Origin of the sequence: Luteimonas sp. MC1895, from assembly GCF_016457215.1 — a bacterium.
In the GTDB taxonomy this organism is placed as follows: domain Bacteria; phylum Pseudomonadota; class Gammaproteobacteria; order Xanthomonadales; family Xanthomonadaceae; genus Luteimonas.
This window is the reverse complement of record NZ_JAEMDY010000001.1, coordinates 968,035-982,895: the sequence shown is the minus strand read 5'-3', so window position 1 is coordinate 982,895 and position 14,861 is coordinate 968,035. Positions and strand designations below refer to the sequence as shown.

The following is a 14,861-nucleotide window of genomic DNA, read 5'->3' as shown; positions in this document are numbered from 1 at the left end:
GTCGAACGGCGCTCGGTGCACCGGTCACTGGATGACCAGCGTCGCGTTGAAGCTGCAGGTGGCCTGGGTGGCGCGGTCGACCACCGCCGAGAGTTCGTAGCTGCCTGCGGGCAGGCCATCGAGCGCGAGCAACAGGTCGAAGCCGGCACCTGCCAGCGCCTCGCTGCCGAGCGCCTGGGCCACGTCGGGGCGCTGGGTGCTGCCGGCGGACAGCGGGGCGGCGAAGCTGGCCGTGGCGCCCCGCAGGACGAACAGGGCATCGGCCGGGACCTGCAGCGCGGCATCGGCCACCCACCCGCCGAACAGCGCGCTGCCCGTGGCCGGCAGGGCCACCGCCTGCGGGCTGCCGCCGTTGATGGCGTCCAAGGCGCAGTGGCCAGCGGCGAGTGCATCCGCCGCCGGGGTGAACGCTTCGGCCCACACGGCCGCCGGGCCGGGGGCCGCGGCGCGGGTGTCATCGGCGGCTGGCGGGACCGCAGGCGGGGCGCCGACGGGCTCGTCGCCGCACGCGGCCAGGAGGGCGGCGGCGAGCAGCGCCGTTGCCAGCAGAATCTTCTTGTCCATGCAGGTATCCAGGGGTGGGTTGGGATGCATCAGGAAGCTCGGGTCACACGTCGGCGACGAATGCGCCCGGCCAGTCGCGCGGCGGGAACGCCAGCAGGTAAAGCGTGTCGGTCACGCTGAGGTTCGGGCTGTAGAAGGGATCGTACTGCAGTGCCGCGCCCCAGCGATCGCGCATGTAGACCACTTCGCCGTTGAAACGCTCGGCCTTCTCGGGCGAGTCCTCGTAGCCGCGGGTGGCGGATTCGTGGTGGTAGAGCTCGGCGAAGGGGGTCCACACGTTGCGGTAGCCGGCCTGGCGCAGGCGCAGGCAGAAATCCACGTCGTTGAACGCGACATTGAGCTGCGGGTCCAGGCCGTCGACGCGTTCGTAGGCCTCGCGCGTGACCACCAGACAGGCCGCGGTCACGGCGCACAGCTCCTGGGCTAGGCGCGCCCGGCTCATATGGCCCGGGTAGCCGCGGCCGTAGCCCGAGTAGGCGTGCGCGGCCACGCCGTGCGCGCCGATGATGACGCCGGCGTGCTGGATGGTGTCGTTGGGGTAGTAGAGCATCGCGCCCACCGCCCCCACTCCCGGCCGGCAGGCGTGTCCGACCATCTCCTCCAGCCAGCTGGGCGTGATGACGGTGATGTCGTTGTTCATCAGGCACAGCAGCGTGCCCTTGGCCGCCGCGGCCGCGAGGTTGTTGATCTCGGAGTAGTTGAACGGCGCGTCGTGCGGCAGCACCCGCACCCGGGTCTCGCCTGCCAGCGACGCCAGGTAGTCGCGCGTCTGCGCTTCCCGTGACTGGTTGTCGACGATGACGATCTCGTAGGCGGGATAGGTGGTCGTCCCGAGGATCGAGTCGACGCAGGCGCGTAGCAGCTCAACCCGGTCGCGCGTGGGGATGATGATGCTCACTAGCGGCGCCGGGTCGGGCACGGCATAGCGCACCCGGTAGTTGCCGCGCTGGCCGGGAATGTCCTCCACCCGCCCGGACGAGCCGGTACGCTCCAGGTGCCCGGCGATGGCGCGCAGCCCGGCGTGGTGGGCGTAGTCCTTCTCCTGCGGCGCGAGCGCGGTTGACCCCGCGATCGCCCGCCAGTGGTACAGCACCTTCGGGATGTGGCCGACCTGGCCGGGAGCCAGGCGCTCGATGCAGCGCAGCGCAAGGTCCCAGTCCTGGCTGCCTTCGATGCCCATCCGGAAGCCGCCGACCTCGCGCACCAGTGCCGCCTCGTACGCACCCAGGTGGCTGATGCAGTTGTGCGACAGGAACAGGTCGTAGTTCCAGTCCGACTTCATGTAGGGATCGAAGCGGCGGCCTTGCTCGTCGATCTTGTCCTCGTCGGTGAACACCACCTTCCACTCGGGGAAGCGGTTGATGGCGCCCGCCAGCTCGGCCAACGCGGCCGGATGCAACTCGTCGTCGTGGTCGAGCAGGACCAGCCAGTCACCCCCGGCGATGCCGATCGCGCTGTTCGAGGCCGCCGAGATGTGGCCGTTCTCCTCGCGGTGCACGACCCGGATGCGGGGATCCTCGGCGGCCATGCGGTCGAGCAGCCGGCGCACGTGCGGACTGGGCGAGGCGTCGTTGGCCAGGCACAGCTCCCAGCGCCCGTAGGCCTGGCGGCGCACGCTGTCCACGCACTTGCGCAGCCAGCGCTCCTCGGTGTTGTAGACCGGCACGATGATCGAGAACAGCGGCTGCACCGGCAGCGCCGCGGCCTGCCGGGCCAGGGCGTCCAGGGCCTCGGGTGACTGCGCGTCGTACAGCTGGAGCCAGGTGTCGTAGCCCACCTCGACGTCGCCGGTGGGTGGCGCGGCGTAGCGCGCATTGAGGCGGCCCGCGAAGGCCGCCGGCCCACCCGACAGCAGGCTGCCGCCGAGCGCCGCGGCCAGGCGCAGCCGCGCGCCCGCCCCCTGCGTGTCCGCGAACAGGGAGCCCAGCATCGTGCGCGCCGCCTCCGCGCGGCCGAGCCGGCGCAGGCGCAGCCCGGACATCCGGAACCGGCACACCGCGAGCGCGGGATCGAAGCGCAGGCTGCGCACCGGATTGGAGAACAGCACGACGGCGCGCATGCCCCCGTCGCCGGTGCTGCGCAGCGGCACGAAGACCTTGTGGCGCTCGAGTTCCGGGTCGCCGTAGTCGGGGTAGAAAAAGCTCCACAGCTCGGGGCCTTCGAGGCGTTCGAGCGCGAGCTCGACCTCGTACCACCCGGCCTCGAGCCCGCCCGCCGGCAGTTCGCAGCGGAAGAACGGGTCGTTGCCGACCGCCTCCCAGGCGTCGTCGCCGAGGTGGCGCAGGTGGTTGTGCGGGCGCAGCGGCACGCCGATGCCGCCGTGGGCCGGCGGCGCGGTGTCGTGATCCTTCATCGTGGAGTCCAGCGTCCTGTGTCGTGTCGGGGGTCGGCCGCGCGCGCGCCCAAGTGGCGCAGCCACGCGTGCAGACCGCTGCGCGGCGGCGAGGCCAGCGTGTTGGCGGCGCCATGCTGCAGCGAAAGATTGGGGCTGTAGGCCGGGTCGTCGTCGAGCACGGCGCCCCAGCGCTCCACCATGAAGGCCACTTCGGAATGGAAGCGGCGCAGCTTGTCCTCGGTGTCCTCGCTGCCACGGCTGGCCGATTCGTGGTGGTAGAGCTCCGCGTGCGGCGTCCAGACGTTGCGGTAGCCAGCCGCGCGCAGGCGCAGGCAGAAGTCGACGTCGTTGAAGGCGACCTGAAGTTGCTCGTCGAGGCCGCCGACTTCGTCCCAGACCGACTTGCGGATCGCCAGGCAGGCGGCGGTGACCGCCGACATCTCCTGCACCAGGGCGGCACGGCCGGCTTCACCGGCGGCGCCTCGCGGCGCGCGCGAGTACACATGACCGGCCACGCCCCCGAGGCCCAACACCACGCCCGCGTGCTGGATCGTGTCGTCGGGATAGTAGAGCATCGCGCCCACCGCGCCCACGCCGGGGCGCAGCGCCTGCGAAACGAGCTCGTCCAGCCAGTCGGGCGTCAGCACCTCGATGTCGTTGTTGACCAGGACCACCACGCTGCCGGTGGCCTCGGCCACCGCGCGGTTGTTGAGCGCGGAGTAGTTGAACGGCCGCTCGTCGCGCAGCACCCGCACGTCCGGGCGCGACGCGATGGTGGCGAGATACTCCAGCGTGTCCGGCCCGGTCGAGCCGTTGTCGACCACCAGCACTTCGAAGTCGGGATAGCTGCTGAGCGCGATGATGCTGTCCACGCACTGGCGCAGCAGGTCGACGCGGTCGCGCGTGGGAATGACGATGCTGGCGCGTGGAGGCTGTGCCGGGAGCGGCCAGCGCAGGCGGGCGCCGTCGCGCCACGCCGGCTCCACGGCCGCGACGCGTTCGCCCAGCAGGTCGGCCAGGGCCCCGCGGCGGGCGGCTCCGGCAGCCGCTGCATCCACGGCCGGCACGGCGTCGGGCCAGTGCGCCAGCACCAGCGGCAGGTGCAGCACCGGGGCGGTGGCATCCAGGCAGCGCAGCGCGAGATCGGCCGCCAACGCGGGGGCGTGGTCGGCACGAAACCCTCCCACCGCACGCACGCGCTCCAGCGCGAATACCGCGCCAGCGCCGATGTAGTCGCGAGCCAGGAAGAGATCGAAGTTCCAGGCAGGGCGGAACACCGGTGCGAAGCGCCGGCCGTCGGCGTCTAGGCGGTCGCCGTCGGCGTAGGCCAGGGCCGTATCGGGCCGGCGACCCAGCGCATCGGAGTAGGCGAGCAGCGCGTGCGGCGCCAGCCGCGGCAGGCCTTCGAGCACCATCAGGTGGCTTCCCGACGCTGCCGAAAGTGCCTGGTTCCAGGCGCCGGCGTCGTCCGCGCGGCCCTCGATCCAGCGCACGCGCCGGCTGCGGGCCAGGGCCGCAGCCGCCAGTGGCCGTGCGCCGGCACCGCCGACCAGGAGCAGCTCCCAGTCGGGACAGGCCTGGGCCAGCACCGCGTCGATGCAGGCCGCGGCCTCGGCACCATGCGCGTCCGGAAGCGGCAGCAGCAGTGACAGCAGGGGCCGCACCGGCAACCGGCTGGCGATCGGCCGCAGGGCGTCGAGCGCGGCGGGCGCGAGGGTGTCGTGCTCGCCGATCCAGGCCTGGTAGGGATCGCCGCTCACGCCCAGCGCGCGGGCGCCCCCGTCGAGGAGCCACGCGCAGGCCGCCGACGCCCCGCCCGGGCCATCCGCGAGCGTTCTTGCGCGTGCCATCACCGCCGCGGCCGACGCCGGGCAGCCACGGGCCTCCTGGTCGAGCAGCTCGATCAGGAGGGCGGCGGGATCGACGGGCTCCGCGCGCAGGGCGTGGAGGGTGAAGGCACCGGGCGTTTCGCTGGGATCGAAGCGAACCGGCCCAGCCAGCGCCGGGGCATGCACGACCGCGGTCCAGGCGCCGGGGCCGTCGGGATGCAGCTCGACGCGCCCGGCTTCGCTCCAGCCGCCACCGTGGTCGAGATACAGGCAGGGACGTTCGAGCGCGTCGCCCTCGATGTGCGCGGTGATGCGCAGCAGCCCCCCCGACAGGCACTCCGGCGGAAGCGCCGCCTGGAAGTACGGATCGTGCCCAAGGGCGCGCCAGCGGCCGGCGCCCAGTGCCTGGAGATGGTGCAGCGGAGAGAGCTCCAGCCGCCGCGGCGCGCGCGCCGATGCTGTCCCGTTCACCGGGCACCTCCGCGGAGCCGATGCATCCAGCGCCGCCAGAACACGTTCTCCACCGCGTGCCGCACCTGCGCGACCTCTGCCTGCAGCGCGGTGACCGCCTTCAGGGTCGTGGCGTGGGCGGCATCTGCCGCTTCGCGACTGCCGGCGGCGCGCGCCAGCGCGGCCAGCCCTGCGAGCGCCTCGTCCTGCGCCAAGAGCCGCGCGTCCAGGGCCTGGACCGCGCCGGCCAGCGCCTGCTGCGCCTGGTCCAGCCGTCCCTGCCCCTCGACCAGCGCCTGCAGGCCGGCGTCGAGGCGCGACTGGCCCGCCACGTGTCCGGCCAGCCCCTCGGCATGCGCGGCCTGCCGTTCGCCAAGGCCGGCGGTCAGGTTGACCAGGGCGGCCAAGCGGTCGGCGGCGTCGGCGAGCTCCCGCCCCATCCGCGCGGATGCTGCCCGTGCGGGCACCAGCTCCGCGGCGAGGTGCTCGCACAGCTCGCCCAGTCCGGCGGACGGGCCGGCATCGCCATCCCGCCGCAGCACTAGCTCGAGCAGCGCGCCATCCGGCCAGTCCAGGTCGCGCAGGTCGAATTCGACCGCCGGCCGATCCAGGTCGCTGGAAAACGACAACGCCCCGCCGTCGACCGGACTGTCCAGGCGCTCCACCGCCAGCATCAGTCGGCGGCCAAGGTCAACCATCGGCGCGTCGCCAATGGCCAGGCGCAGCAGCCGGTAACGCCCCGGCACTGCAGCCGGCTCGAGCTGGATGAAATCGATCAAGCCCTCGGGCCGCGCGAACTGCAGCCGCACGCCGCCACCGGCCATCCGGACATCCGTCGCTGCGGCGGCATCAGGACCATAGCCCTGCCCGGCCACGCGATGGCGCAGGCGCGGACCCTCCTCACCGTCGGGCACCACGCCGGCGAGCGCAAAGGCCAGCACGGCCGAGGTCGCCGGGGCGGCCTCGGAGCGCGCGTCGGCGCCTGGGATCATGGGGTGGTGGACGCCAGCGCCCGGTCCAGATCCGCCCACAGGTCCTCCACGTCCTCCACGCCCACGCTCAACCGCACCAGGTCCTCGCTGATGCCCAGCACCGCGCGGCGTTCCACGGGCACGGAGGCATGGGTCATCACCGCCGGGTGGTTGACCAGGCTTTCGACGCCGCCCAGCGACTCGGCCAGGGTGAACAGCTGCAGGCGCTCGCAGAAGCGCTGTGCGCCCGCGTATCCGCCGGCGACCCGCACCGAGACGATGCCGCCGCCGCCGTCCATCTGGCGCCTGGCCAGCGCATGCTGCGGATGCGACTCCAGACCCGGGTAGATCACGTCCACGACGCCGGCATGCTCCAGCAGGCGACCGGCCAGTTCGGCCGCGTTGTCGCAGTGCGCGCGCATGCGCAGGTGCAGGGTCTTCAGTCCGCGCAGCGCGAGGAAGCTGTCGAACGGCCCCTGCACCGCGCCCACCGAGTTCTGCAGGAAGGCGAGCTGTTCGGCGAGCGCGTCGTTGCCGCCGACCACCACCATGCCGCCGACCATGTCGGAGTGGCCGTTGAGGTACTTGGTGGCCGAATGCAGCACGAGGTCGGCGCCGTGTTCGAGCGGACGCTGCAGGATCGGCGAGGCGAAGGTGTTGTCGACCACCACCAGCAACTCGTGCCTGCGCGCGATCTCGGCGATCGCGGCGAGGTCGACGATCTTGAGCATCGGATTGGTCGGCGTCTCCACCCAGACCATGCGCGTCTTCGGCGTGATCGCGGCCTCGAAGGCCGCCGGGTCGGTGAGGTCGACGAAGCTGAAGTCAAGCGCCGCGCTGCGGCGGCGCACCCGTTCGAACAGCCGGTAGCTGCCGCCGTAGAGGTCGTCCATCGCGACCACGTGGTCGCCGCTGTCGAGCAGCTCGAGCACCGTGGAAGACGCCGCCAGTCCCGACGCGAAGGCGAAGCCGCGGCTGCCGCCCTCGAGTCCGGCGACGCAGCGCTCGTAGGCGAAGCGGGTCGGATTGTGGGTGCGCGAGTACTCGAAGCCCTGGTGGACGCCCGGGCTGGACTGGGCGTAGGTGGACGTCGCGTAGATCGGCACCATCACCGCGCCGGTCGAGGGATCCGGCGACTGTCCGGCATGGATCGCCCGGGTCCCGTGGCCCCAACCTGCGGCGTCGCCGCCAGCCTGATCACGATCCTTGCGCATGCCGGTATATCCGCTTGAAAAGACCGCGAATTGTAGCACCGGCACCGCAGCCTGCCTGCCCTGGAGGGGTCCGCGACTGACCCTCAGCTGACCCGCCGGCGCAGCCAGTTCAACAGGTCGATCCGGGTGATCAGCCCCAGGAAACGCTCGCGATCCATCACGATCGCGACCTTGCCGCCGTCGAACACCGGCAGCAGGGATTCCACCGGCGACTTCACGTCCAGGACCTCGAGCTTGCTGACCATCGCGGTGGACACCGGGTCACGGAAGCGATCCTCGTTGCCGTAGACGTGCATCAGCACGTCCGACTCGTCGAGGATGCCGGCCAGGCGCTCGCCGTCCATCACCGGCAGCTGCGAGATCTCGTACAGCTTCATCCGCTGGTAGGCGGTGACCAGCAGGTCGTTGGGACCGACCACCACGGTGTCGCGCTGCGAGTACGGACGCAGGATCAGGTCGCGCAGGTCGCCGTGCTGCTGGCGCTCGAGGAAGCCGTTGTCGAGCATCCAGTAGTCGTTGTACATCTTCGACAGGTACTTGTTGCCGGTGTCGCAGACGAACACCAGCACCTTCTTCGGCTCCGTCTGCTCGCGGCAGTACTTCAGCGCCGCCGCCAACAGGGTGCCGGTGGACGACCCGCCCAGGATGCCCTCCTTCGCCAGCAGCTCGCGCCCGGCCAGGAAGCTCTCCCTGTCGCTGATCGCGTAGGCCTTCCTGACGCGGGAAAAGTCGGAGATCGACGGCAGGAAGTCCTCGCCGATGCCCTCGACCATCCAGCTCCCCGACTTCTCCGACAGGGTGCCTTCGTTGATGTACTCGGCCAGGATCGAGCCCACCGGGTCCGCCAGCACCATTTCGACGTGCGGGGCGTGTTCGGCGAAGCAGCGCGACAGGCCGCTCATGGTCCCCGAACTGCCGCAACCGAAGACCACCGCGTCGACGCCGCCGACCTCGGCCATCTGGCGCAGGATCTCGGGGCCGGTGCCGGTCTCGTGCGCGGCCGGGTTGTCCGGGTTGCCGAACTGGTTGATGAAGTACGCACCCGGGGTCTCGCTGGCGATGCGCGCGGCGAGGTCCTGGTAGTAGTCGGGATGGCCCTTGGCCACGTCGGAACGGGTCAGCACGACCTCGGCGCCCATCGCCTTGAGGTTGAAGATCTTCTCCCGGCTCATCTTGTCCGGGACCACCAGGATGAGCCTGTAGCCCTTCTGCTGGGCCACCAGCGCCAGGCCGATGCCGGTGTTGCCGGCGGTGCCTTCGACCAGGGTGTCGCCGGGCCTGATGTCGCCGCGCGCCTCGGCCGCCTCGATCATGCTCATGCCGATGCGGTCCTTGATCGACCCGCCAGGATTCTGGCTCTCGAGCTTGAAGTACAGCTCGCAGACACCGGCGTCGAGGCTGCGCGCCCGGACGATGGGCGTGTTGGCGATGAGTCCGAGGACGGAATCGTGGATGGGCATGCGGTGGTGCCTGTCGGCGAAAGAGACGCCGATTATCGCATCGCCCGCCGCATCCCGGGCCCGGCCGGGGAGTGGCGGCGCGGGCGGCGGCGCCCGACGAGGAGGACGCCGCCGCCCGCGACAGCCGGGCTGTCACGTGGGGGTGGGGGGAACTGCGGTCAGTGGGCGAGTGCCTGGTACATCACCGACAGGCGGTCCTTCGCGGCGAGCTTCTCGCGCTTCATCCGCGCCAGCGTGGTGTCGTCGATCGGCAGCACGCCGAGCTCGGCATCGAGCACTTTCTTGTCGAGTTCCTTGTGGTGGTGGTAGAGCTGCCTGAACTCCGGGTTGGCCTTGAACAGCGCGTCGAGTTCCGCCTGGGGTTGCCCTTCGAACATGGAGACCTCCTTCAGCCTTGGCCCGCGCCTGCGTGCCGCGCGGGCATGCAAAAACGCCCCGGGCCTTGCGGCACGGGGCGCATCGTGGGGGACGGTTCGCGACGGGTTCCAGACACCCTCCCTCGGGAGCGTCCGCGGGGGCTTGCCCGCGGCGACCGTCCCGCTGGAGTCGCTGCATTCCGTCACGATTCCTCCCTTCGAAGAGGCGGATCCGCCAACGGCGGACACCGGCCTCTGGGATCGACCCTACTCCTCCCTTCCGGGGTGGGCAAGGGTCCAGCCGGCCACGGCCTGAACGCTGGTCCGGAGGTGGCGGCGGGCCGTCCGCGAAGGCCCGGAGGTTAGTCTTCCAGCGATTTCAGCAGCTCCGCTTCCTGGCGCTTGAGCTCGGCCTCGCGCGCGCGGGCCGCGCGCAGGCGGTCGGCCTGGGTCCTGGCGACATCGTCCAGGGCACCCTCGGCGCGCTGGCGGGCGCCGGATTCCATCTCGGCCTCCAGGCGCAGGCGCTCGGCCTCCTCGGCCTGGATCTGGGCCTGGATGCGCAGGCGTTCAGCTTCGGCGCGCGCCCGCGCCGCGTCCTGGCGGCTGGCCTCGACCAGCAGTTCGCTGCGCTCCCGGTCCAGCCGGTCGATCTGGCGGCGCGCAAGCTCGGTGGCGGCGGCGATCTCGGCGGTCGCGAGGCGCCACTCCGCGACCTGGCGCGCGTCGGCCCTGGCCTGGGTGCCGCGGGTCCCCGCCAACGCGTCAAGCGCCTGGCGTGCGCGCAGCCGTTCGTAGGCGGCCAGCGGAGCGCGTTCGGGGTCGGCATCGAGGGCGCGCAGGCGGGCCTGGAGCGGCGCGGCATCGTCGCCGGCGCCCGACTGGGCCAGCGCGGCACCCGGAACCAGCAGGGCGGCGAGGGCCATCGCGAGGACAAGACGGTTCATCGCGCGCCCTCCGTGCCCAGCCGCTGGCGCAGCTCGGCTACTTCGTTGCGGCGCTGCAGGAGGGTGGCCTCGGTCTGGGCCTGCGCGCTGCGCGCGCTGGCCAGGTCGGCGGAAGCCTCGGACAGCGCGGCCAGGGCGCGGGCATCGCGCTCCTTGCCGGCGGCCATCGCCGCCTGGGCGCGGCTGAGCGCGGTGCGCGCGCGCTCCAGGTCGTCGACGGCGTACTGCTGCGCGTCGGCGGCGTCGGCCCGGGCCACGGCCTGCTGGGCCGCCGAGAGTTCGGCGGTCGGCGGCGGCAGGCTGGCACAACCGGCCAATGCCAGCGCAAGAACGAGACCTGCGCCATGCAGGCGCGGATTGAATTGTGCGAAGCTTGTGCGCATAAGGGGGCCGCCGCGGAGAGGGGAAACGCCCGGCCATTGTCAACAGCATCCGTCCGGACCGCAATCGCCGGGGCTGCGCTACTGGGGAATCCCGCGAATGGACATCGGCTACTTCCTGAAGCTGATGACGGAGAAGAACGCTTCCGACATGTTCCTGACCACCGGCGCGCCGGTGTACATCAAGGTCGAAGGCAAGCTCTATCCGCTCGGCAACACCGGCCTGCCGCCCGGCATGGTCAAGAAAATCGCCTATTCGCTGATGGACGAAGGCCAGGTGCCGCAGTTCGAACGCGACCTGGAGCTGAACATGGCACTGTCGCTGGCCGAGTCCGGCCGCTTCCGCGTCAACGTGTTCAAGCAGCGCGGCGAAGTCGGCATGGTCATCCGCGCCATCCGCAGCAGCATCCCCTCGATCGAGGAGCTGCAGCTGCCGCAGGTGCTGAAGGACATCATCATGGCCCCGCGCGGCCTGGTGCTGATCGTCGGCTCCACCGGCTCGGGCAAGTCGACCACGCTGGCGTCGATGATCGACTACCGCAACACCACCACGTCCGGGCACATCCTCACCATCGAGGATCCGATCGAGTACCTGCACCGGCACAAGAAATCGATCGTGAACCAGCGCGAGGTCGGCCTGGATACCCATGCGTTCCACAACGCGCTGAAGAACGCGATGCGCGAGGCGCCGGACGTCATCCTGATCGGCGAGATCCTGGACGCGACCACGATGGAGGCCGCGATCGCCTTCGCCGAGACCGGGCACCTGTGCCTGGCGACGCTGCACTCCAACAACGCCGACCAGACCATCGAGCGCATCCTCAATTTCTTCCCCGAGGCCGCGCACAAGAACGTGCTGATGAACCTCGCGCTGAACCTGCGCGCGGTGGTCAGCCAGCGCCTGGTGGTGGGCACCGACGGCCGCCGCATGCCGGCGACCGAGGTGCTGATCAACACGCCGATGATCCGCGACCTGCTGCGCCGCGGCCAGGTGCACGAGATCAAGCAGGCGATGGAGGAGTCGCTGGAGGAAGGCATCGAGACCTTCGACCAGTGCCTGTACCGGCTGTACAAGGAAGGCCGGATCGAGCGCGAGACCGCGCTGCGCGCCGCCGATTCGCGCGAGGGGCTGGACCTCAAGTTCCGCCTGTCCGAGGGCGGCGAGGGCGAGCACGACCCCTACGCGGACGTGTTCGACACCGGGCACGCCTGAGGGAGGCGGACGGTTTTCGATGGGTTGCGATTGCGGTTGCAACTGCAACTGCAAGTGAGACTGCGGCAGCGGAGCCAGTTTGCTGCGCGGGCTGTGGTGATCGCGGCTGTAGCCGCTCCTACAGGGATGGGGCCGCGCGGTGATCGCGGCTGTAGCCGCTCCTACAGGGGCCAGGTGCCTCAGCTGGCGGGTGCGTCGGGCTGGCGTTCGGGCCGGGCGGCGTCGAACGCGGGCAGCGCGAGGCAGCGTTCTTCGATCCGCGTGATCGCCGGATAGGCCGACATGTCGACGCCGAAGCGGCGGGCGTTGTAGACCTGCGGCACCAGGCAGCAGTCGGCGATGGTCGGCTGGTGGCCGTCGCAGAACTCGCCCGTGGACGGGTTGTCGACCAGCAGCGCCTCGAAGGCACGGAAGCCCGACTGGATCCAGTGCTTCACCCAGACCTCGCGCTCGGGCTGGGGCACGCCCCAATCCTGCTCCAGGTACTGCAGCACGCGCAGGTTGTTGAGCGGATGGATGTCGCAGGCCACGACCTGGGCCAGCGCGCGCACGCGTGCGCGGTCACGCGCGGTCGCGGGCAGCAGCGGCGGTTCGGGCCACATCTCGTCCAGGTACTCGAGGATCGCCAGCGACTGGCGCAGGTTGCGGTGGCCGTGCTGGAGCACCGGCACGAGCTCCTGCGGGTTGATCGCGGCGAAGTCGGGGGCGTGCTGTTCGCCGCCTCCGCGCACCAGGTGCACGGGCGCGATGTCGTACTTCAGCCCCTTGAGGTTGAGTCCGATGCGCACGCGGTAGGCCGCGCTCGAGCGCCAGTACGAGTGCAGGCACAGCGCGCCGTTGCCGTTGCCGTTGCCGTTGCCGTTGCCCTCGCCCGCCTCGCCGTCCGTTCCGGCCATCACGTCCTCCCCTGGCGGCCCCGGCATTCCTGCGGGGCCAGTCCCGCCGCGCGCTCAGGGCGCGGGCTGGTGCTCGATCAGCTGTTCGATGGCACCGAAGATCGACTCGCCGCGATCGTCGAGCATCTCGATGCGCACGCGGTCGCCGAAGGCCATGAAGGGCGTCCTCGGCTTGCCGTGCTTGAGGGCCTCGACGGTGCGCTTCTCGGCGAAGCACGAGGCGCCCAGCGAGGTGTCCTGGTTGGCGATCGTCCCCGAACCAACGATGGTTCCGGCCGAAAGCGGACGCGTCCGCGCGGCGTGGGCCACCAGCTGCGAGAAGTCGAACTGCATGTCGACGCCGGCCTCGGGCGCGCCGAACCATTCGCCGTTGACATGGGTCACCAGCGGGCGGTGCAGCTTGCTGCCGCGCCAGGCCTCGCCGAGCTCGTCGGGGGTCACGAACACCGGCGACAGGGCCGATCGCGGCTTGGACTGCAGGAAGCCGAAGCCCTTGGCCAGCTCGCCCGGGATCAGGTTGCGCAGGGAGACATCGTTGACCAGGCCGATGAGCTGGATGTGGCCGGCGGCCTCGTCCGGCGTGACCGCCATCGGCACGTCGTCGGTGATGACGACGATCTCGGCCTCGAGGTCGATGCCATGGTCCTCGCTGGTCACGCGCACCGGGTCGCGCGGTCCGAGGAAGCCGGCGCTCGTGGCCTGGTACATCAGCGGATCGGTGTAGAAGCTCTCCGGCACCTCGGCGCCACGGGCGCGGCGCACCCGCTCGACGTGCGGCAGGTAGGCCGAACCGTCGACGAATTCGTAGGCACGTGGCAACGGCGCCGCCAGCTGCGCCGGCTCCAGGTCGAACACGCCATCGGCGCTGCCGGCCTCGAGGGCATCGGCCAGCGCAACCAGCCGCGGCGCGACGTTCGACCAGTCCTCGAGCGCCTGCTGCATCGTCGCCGCGACCCCGGTCGCGCGCACCGCGCGCGCAAGATCCCGCGACACCACCACCAGCGTACCGTCGCGCCCGCCTTCCTTCAGGGAACCCAGCTTCATCGCCACTCCACGCCATTCACAGTCCGGCGATTGTAGCGGGGTGCGTCGGGGCGCGCGGCTGCGAAAGCGCGGTTGGCCACGGATGACGCGGATCGCGCGGATTTACGCGGATCAAGCCGGGAGCGGAGGCATCCGGGCCGGCGCACTTCACCGCCAGCCGGTTACAACCGGCCGCGCACAGCAGCCACCATCAGAAAGCAATCTTGCCTCAGACAGATCCGCGTAAATCCGCGCAATCCGCGTCATCCGTGGCAAGAAACACTTCTCGATCTTCCCCCTGGAACGCCCCCGCGCGGAACGTCAGCACCAGGGTGTCGCGATGCCCATGTCCGTCGGGATCCAGCGGCTGGATGGGCGTGGACTCGTGGATGACGCGGGTGTCGTCCATCAGCAGCAGCGACCAGGGCTCTTCGAGCGTGAAGCGGTGGCCGTCCGGGCCGGCGGCGTCGAAGACACGGGTTTCGCCGCCCTTGATGCCCTCGCGGCCCACCATGAAGACCCCGACGAAGTCCACGCCGTCGCGGTGCGCGCCCTCCGGCGTGGGGCGGCCGATGCCGTCGCTGGTGTCGATGCGGAACTGGTGCGCCTCGACGTGCCAGGGGCCGGCGTCGCGCACGCCGCTGCACAGGCCGCCAAGCGCGGCCAGCAGGCGCGACCAGGCCGGCTGCGACGCCAGCGCGGCAGAGAGCGGCTGGTACATGCGCGCCATGCCGCCGTGCAGCGCGTTGTAATCCAGCGATTGCCAATGGGCACGGTGCGGCGCCATCCGGACGTCGGCACCGTCGACCACGAAGCAGGAATGGCGGCGGCGCCGGTAGCGGCCGCCGTCGCGCAGGTATCCGTCGGGCGGAAGATCGTCCCAGCCCGTGCCCAGGCCGGCGATGCCCGCCACGGGGATGCCGGTCGTCGCCGCGACCGCCGCGGGCGACAGGACCGCATAGCCCTCGTCGCGGAGCGCGAGCTGTTCGCGGCCCTCGGGGGTGTACGGCGGCGGGAAGATGATGGCCATGGCGACGCCCTGGCGGCCGGGGAAGGCGCGGGCGTGGCCGCCGCCGCCTGGCGCCGGGCCCGGAAAGGACGAAGCCCGCGCGAGGCGGGCTTCGGACTTGTCGCGATGTGGCAGCCCCGGAAGGATTCGAACCTCCGAATGCCTGAGTCAGAGTCAGGTGCCTTACCGCTTGGCGACGGGGCTATGTAGCAAT

Annotated in this window: 13 protein-coding genes and 1 tRNA gene; 1 reads left to right on the top strand and 13 read right to left on the bottom strand. The window is 71.1% G+C overall.

Annotated features, from left to right (window positions below; translation table 11 throughout):
- Positions 1 to 24 precede the first annotated feature (24 nt).
- The 9 genes from JG616_RS04320 to JG616_RS04280 form a co-directional block, all read right to left on the bottom strand.
- Positions 25 to 564: a hypothetical protein gene (locus JG616_RS04320; protein ID WP_199391772.1), complete on the bottom strand. Its 540-nt coding sequence runs from the start codon at positions 562 to 564 to the stop codon at positions 25 to 27.
- Between the two features lie 43 nt (positions 565 to 607).
- Positions 608 to 2,917: a glycosyltransferase family 2 protein gene (locus tag JG616_RS04315; RefSeq protein WP_199360214.1), complete on the bottom strand. Its 2,310-nt coding sequence runs from the start codon at positions 2,915 to 2,917 to the stop codon at positions 608 to 610.
- A complete protein-coding gene (locus JG616_RS13775; protein ID WP_199391771.1) occupies positions 2,914 to 5,199 on the bottom strand; it encodes a glycosyltransferase family 2 protein in 2,286 nt (761 codons plus the stop codon). The genes JG616_RS04315 and JG616_RS13775 overlap by 4 nt, the downstream gene beginning before the upstream one ends.
- The gene (locus tag JG616_RS04305) at positions 5,196 to 6,170 is read right to left on the bottom strand and encodes a hypothetical protein (RefSeq protein WP_199360212.1); all 975 of its coding nucleotides are present in this window, start codon (positions 6,168 to 6,170) and stop codon (positions 5,196 to 5,198) included. Before JG616_RS04305 ends, JG616_RS13775 begins: the two co-directional genes overlap by 4 nt.
- Entirely contained in the window at positions 6,167 to 7,363 is a 1,197-nt protein-coding gene (locus JG616_RS04300) for a cystathionine gamma-synthase (protein WP_199391770.1), read from the bottom strand. Before JG616_RS04300 ends, JG616_RS04305 begins: the two co-directional genes overlap by 4 nt.
- Positions 7,364 to 7,446: 83 nt before the next feature.
- A complete protein-coding gene (locus JG616_RS04295; RefSeq protein ID WP_199391769.1) occupies positions 7,447 to 8,823 on the bottom strand; it encodes a pyridoxal-phosphate dependent enzyme in 1,377 nt (458 codons plus the stop codon).
- A 158-nt stretch (positions 8,824 to 8,981) separates the two neighbouring features.
- On the bottom strand, positions 8,982 to 9,200 hold the full coding sequence (locus tag JG616_RS04290) for a YdcH family protein (RefSeq protein WP_132998966.1): 219 nt from the start codon (positions 9,198 to 9,200) through the stop codon (positions 8,982 to 8,984).
- A gap of 341 nt (positions 9,201 to 9,541) precedes the next feature.
- Positions 9,542 to 10,126, bottom strand: coding sequence for a hypothetical protein (locus JG616_RS04285; RefSeq protein ID WP_199391768.1), 585 nt, complete (start codon positions 10,124 to 10,126; stop codon positions 9,542 to 9,544).
- Positions 10,123 to 10,509 carry a DUF4398 domain-containing protein gene (locus tag JG616_RS04280; protein ID WP_199360208.1) on the bottom strand — a complete coding sequence of 129 codons (387 nt, stop codon included), beginning with the start codon at positions 10,507 to 10,509 and terminating at the stop codon, positions 10,123 to 10,125. The genes JG616_RS04285 and JG616_RS04280 overlap by 4 nt, the downstream gene beginning before the upstream one ends.
- A 97-nt stretch (positions 10,510 to 10,606) precedes the next feature.
- Between JG616_RS04280 and JG616_RS04275 the strand changes: the two genes are divergently transcribed.
- Positions 10,607 to 11,719 (top strand): PilT/PilU family type 4a pilus ATPase, encoded by a 1,113-nt coding sequence (locus tag JG616_RS04275; RefSeq protein WP_199360207.1) that lies wholly within the window; start codon positions 10,607 to 10,609, stop codon positions 11,717 to 11,719.
- 179 nt (positions 11,720 to 11,898) lie between these two features.
- Here the strand turns inward: JG616_RS04275 and maiA are convergent, their stop codons facing one another.
- From maiA to JG616_RS04255, 4 genes are all read right to left on the bottom strand, one after another.
- A complete protein-coding gene (maiA, locus tag JG616_RS04270) occupies positions 11,899 to 12,615 on the bottom strand; it encodes a maleylacetoacetate isomerase (protein WP_199391767.1) in 717 nt (238 codons plus the stop codon).
- Between the two features lie 54 nt (positions 12,616 to 12,669).
- On the bottom strand, positions 12,670 to 13,659 hold the full coding sequence (locus JG616_RS04265) for a fumarylacetoacetate hydrolase family protein (protein WP_199391766.1): 990 nt from the start codon (positions 13,657 to 13,659) through the stop codon (positions 12,670 to 12,672).
- Positions 13,660 to 13,867: 208 nt separating this feature from the next.
- On the bottom strand, positions 13,868 to 14,668 hold the full coding sequence (locus JG616_RS04260) for a 2OG-Fe dioxygenase family protein (RefSeq protein ID WP_199360204.1): 801 nt from the start codon (positions 14,666 to 14,668) through the stop codon (positions 13,868 to 13,870).
- A gap of 108 nt (positions 14,669 to 14,776) precedes the next feature.
- Positions 14,777 to 14,851 (bottom strand) — tRNA-Gln (locus tag JG616_RS04255).
- Positions 14,852 to 14,861 lie beyond the last annotated feature (10 nt).

Coding starts and splice junctions, on each gene's coding strand:
- JG616_RS04290 (WP_132998966.1), bottom strand. CDS start 9,200: ATGTTCGAAGGGCAACCCCAGGCGGAACTCGACGCGCTGTTCAAGGCC.
- JG616_RS04265 (WP_199391766.1), bottom strand. CDS start 13,659: ATGAAGCTGGGTTCCCTGAAGGAAGGCGGGCGCGACGGTACGCTGGTG.
- maiA (WP_199391767.1), bottom strand. CDS start 12,615: ATGGCCGGAACGGACGGCGAGGCGGGCGAGGGCAACGGCAACGGCAAC.
- JG616_RS04285 (WP_199391768.1), bottom strand. CDS start 10,126: ATGAACCGTCTTGTCCTCGCGATGGCCCTCGCCGCCCTGCTGGTTCCG.
- JG616_RS04295 (WP_199391769.1), bottom strand. CDS start 8,823: ATGCCCATCCACGATTCCGTCCTCGGACTCATCGCCAACACGCCCATC.
- JG616_RS04305 (WP_199360212.1), bottom strand. CDS start 6,170: ATGATCCCAGGCGCCGACGCGCGCTCCGAGGCCGCCCCGGCGACCTCG.
- JG616_RS04275 (WP_199360207.1), top strand. CDS start 10,607: ATGGACATCGGCTACTTCCTGAAGCTGATGACGGAGAAGAACGCTTCC.
- JG616_RS04280 (WP_199360208.1), bottom strand. CDS start 10,509: ATGCGCACAAGCTTCGCACAATTCAATCCGCGCCTGCATGGCGCAGGT.
- JG616_RS04260 (WP_199360204.1), bottom strand. CDS start 14,668: ATGGCCATCATCTTCCCGCCGCCGTACACCCCCGAGGGCCGCGAACAG.
- JG616_RS04320 (WP_199391772.1), bottom strand. CDS start 564: ATGGACAAGAAGATTCTGCTGGCAACGGCGCTGCTCGCCGCCGCCCTC.
- JG616_RS04315 (WP_199360214.1), bottom strand. CDS start 2,917: ATGAAGGATCACGACACCGCGCCGCCGGCCCACGGCGGCATCGGCGTG.
- JG616_RS04300 (WP_199391770.1), bottom strand. CDS start 7,363: ATGCGCAAGGATCGTGATCAGGCTGGCGGCGACGCCGCAGGTTGGGGC.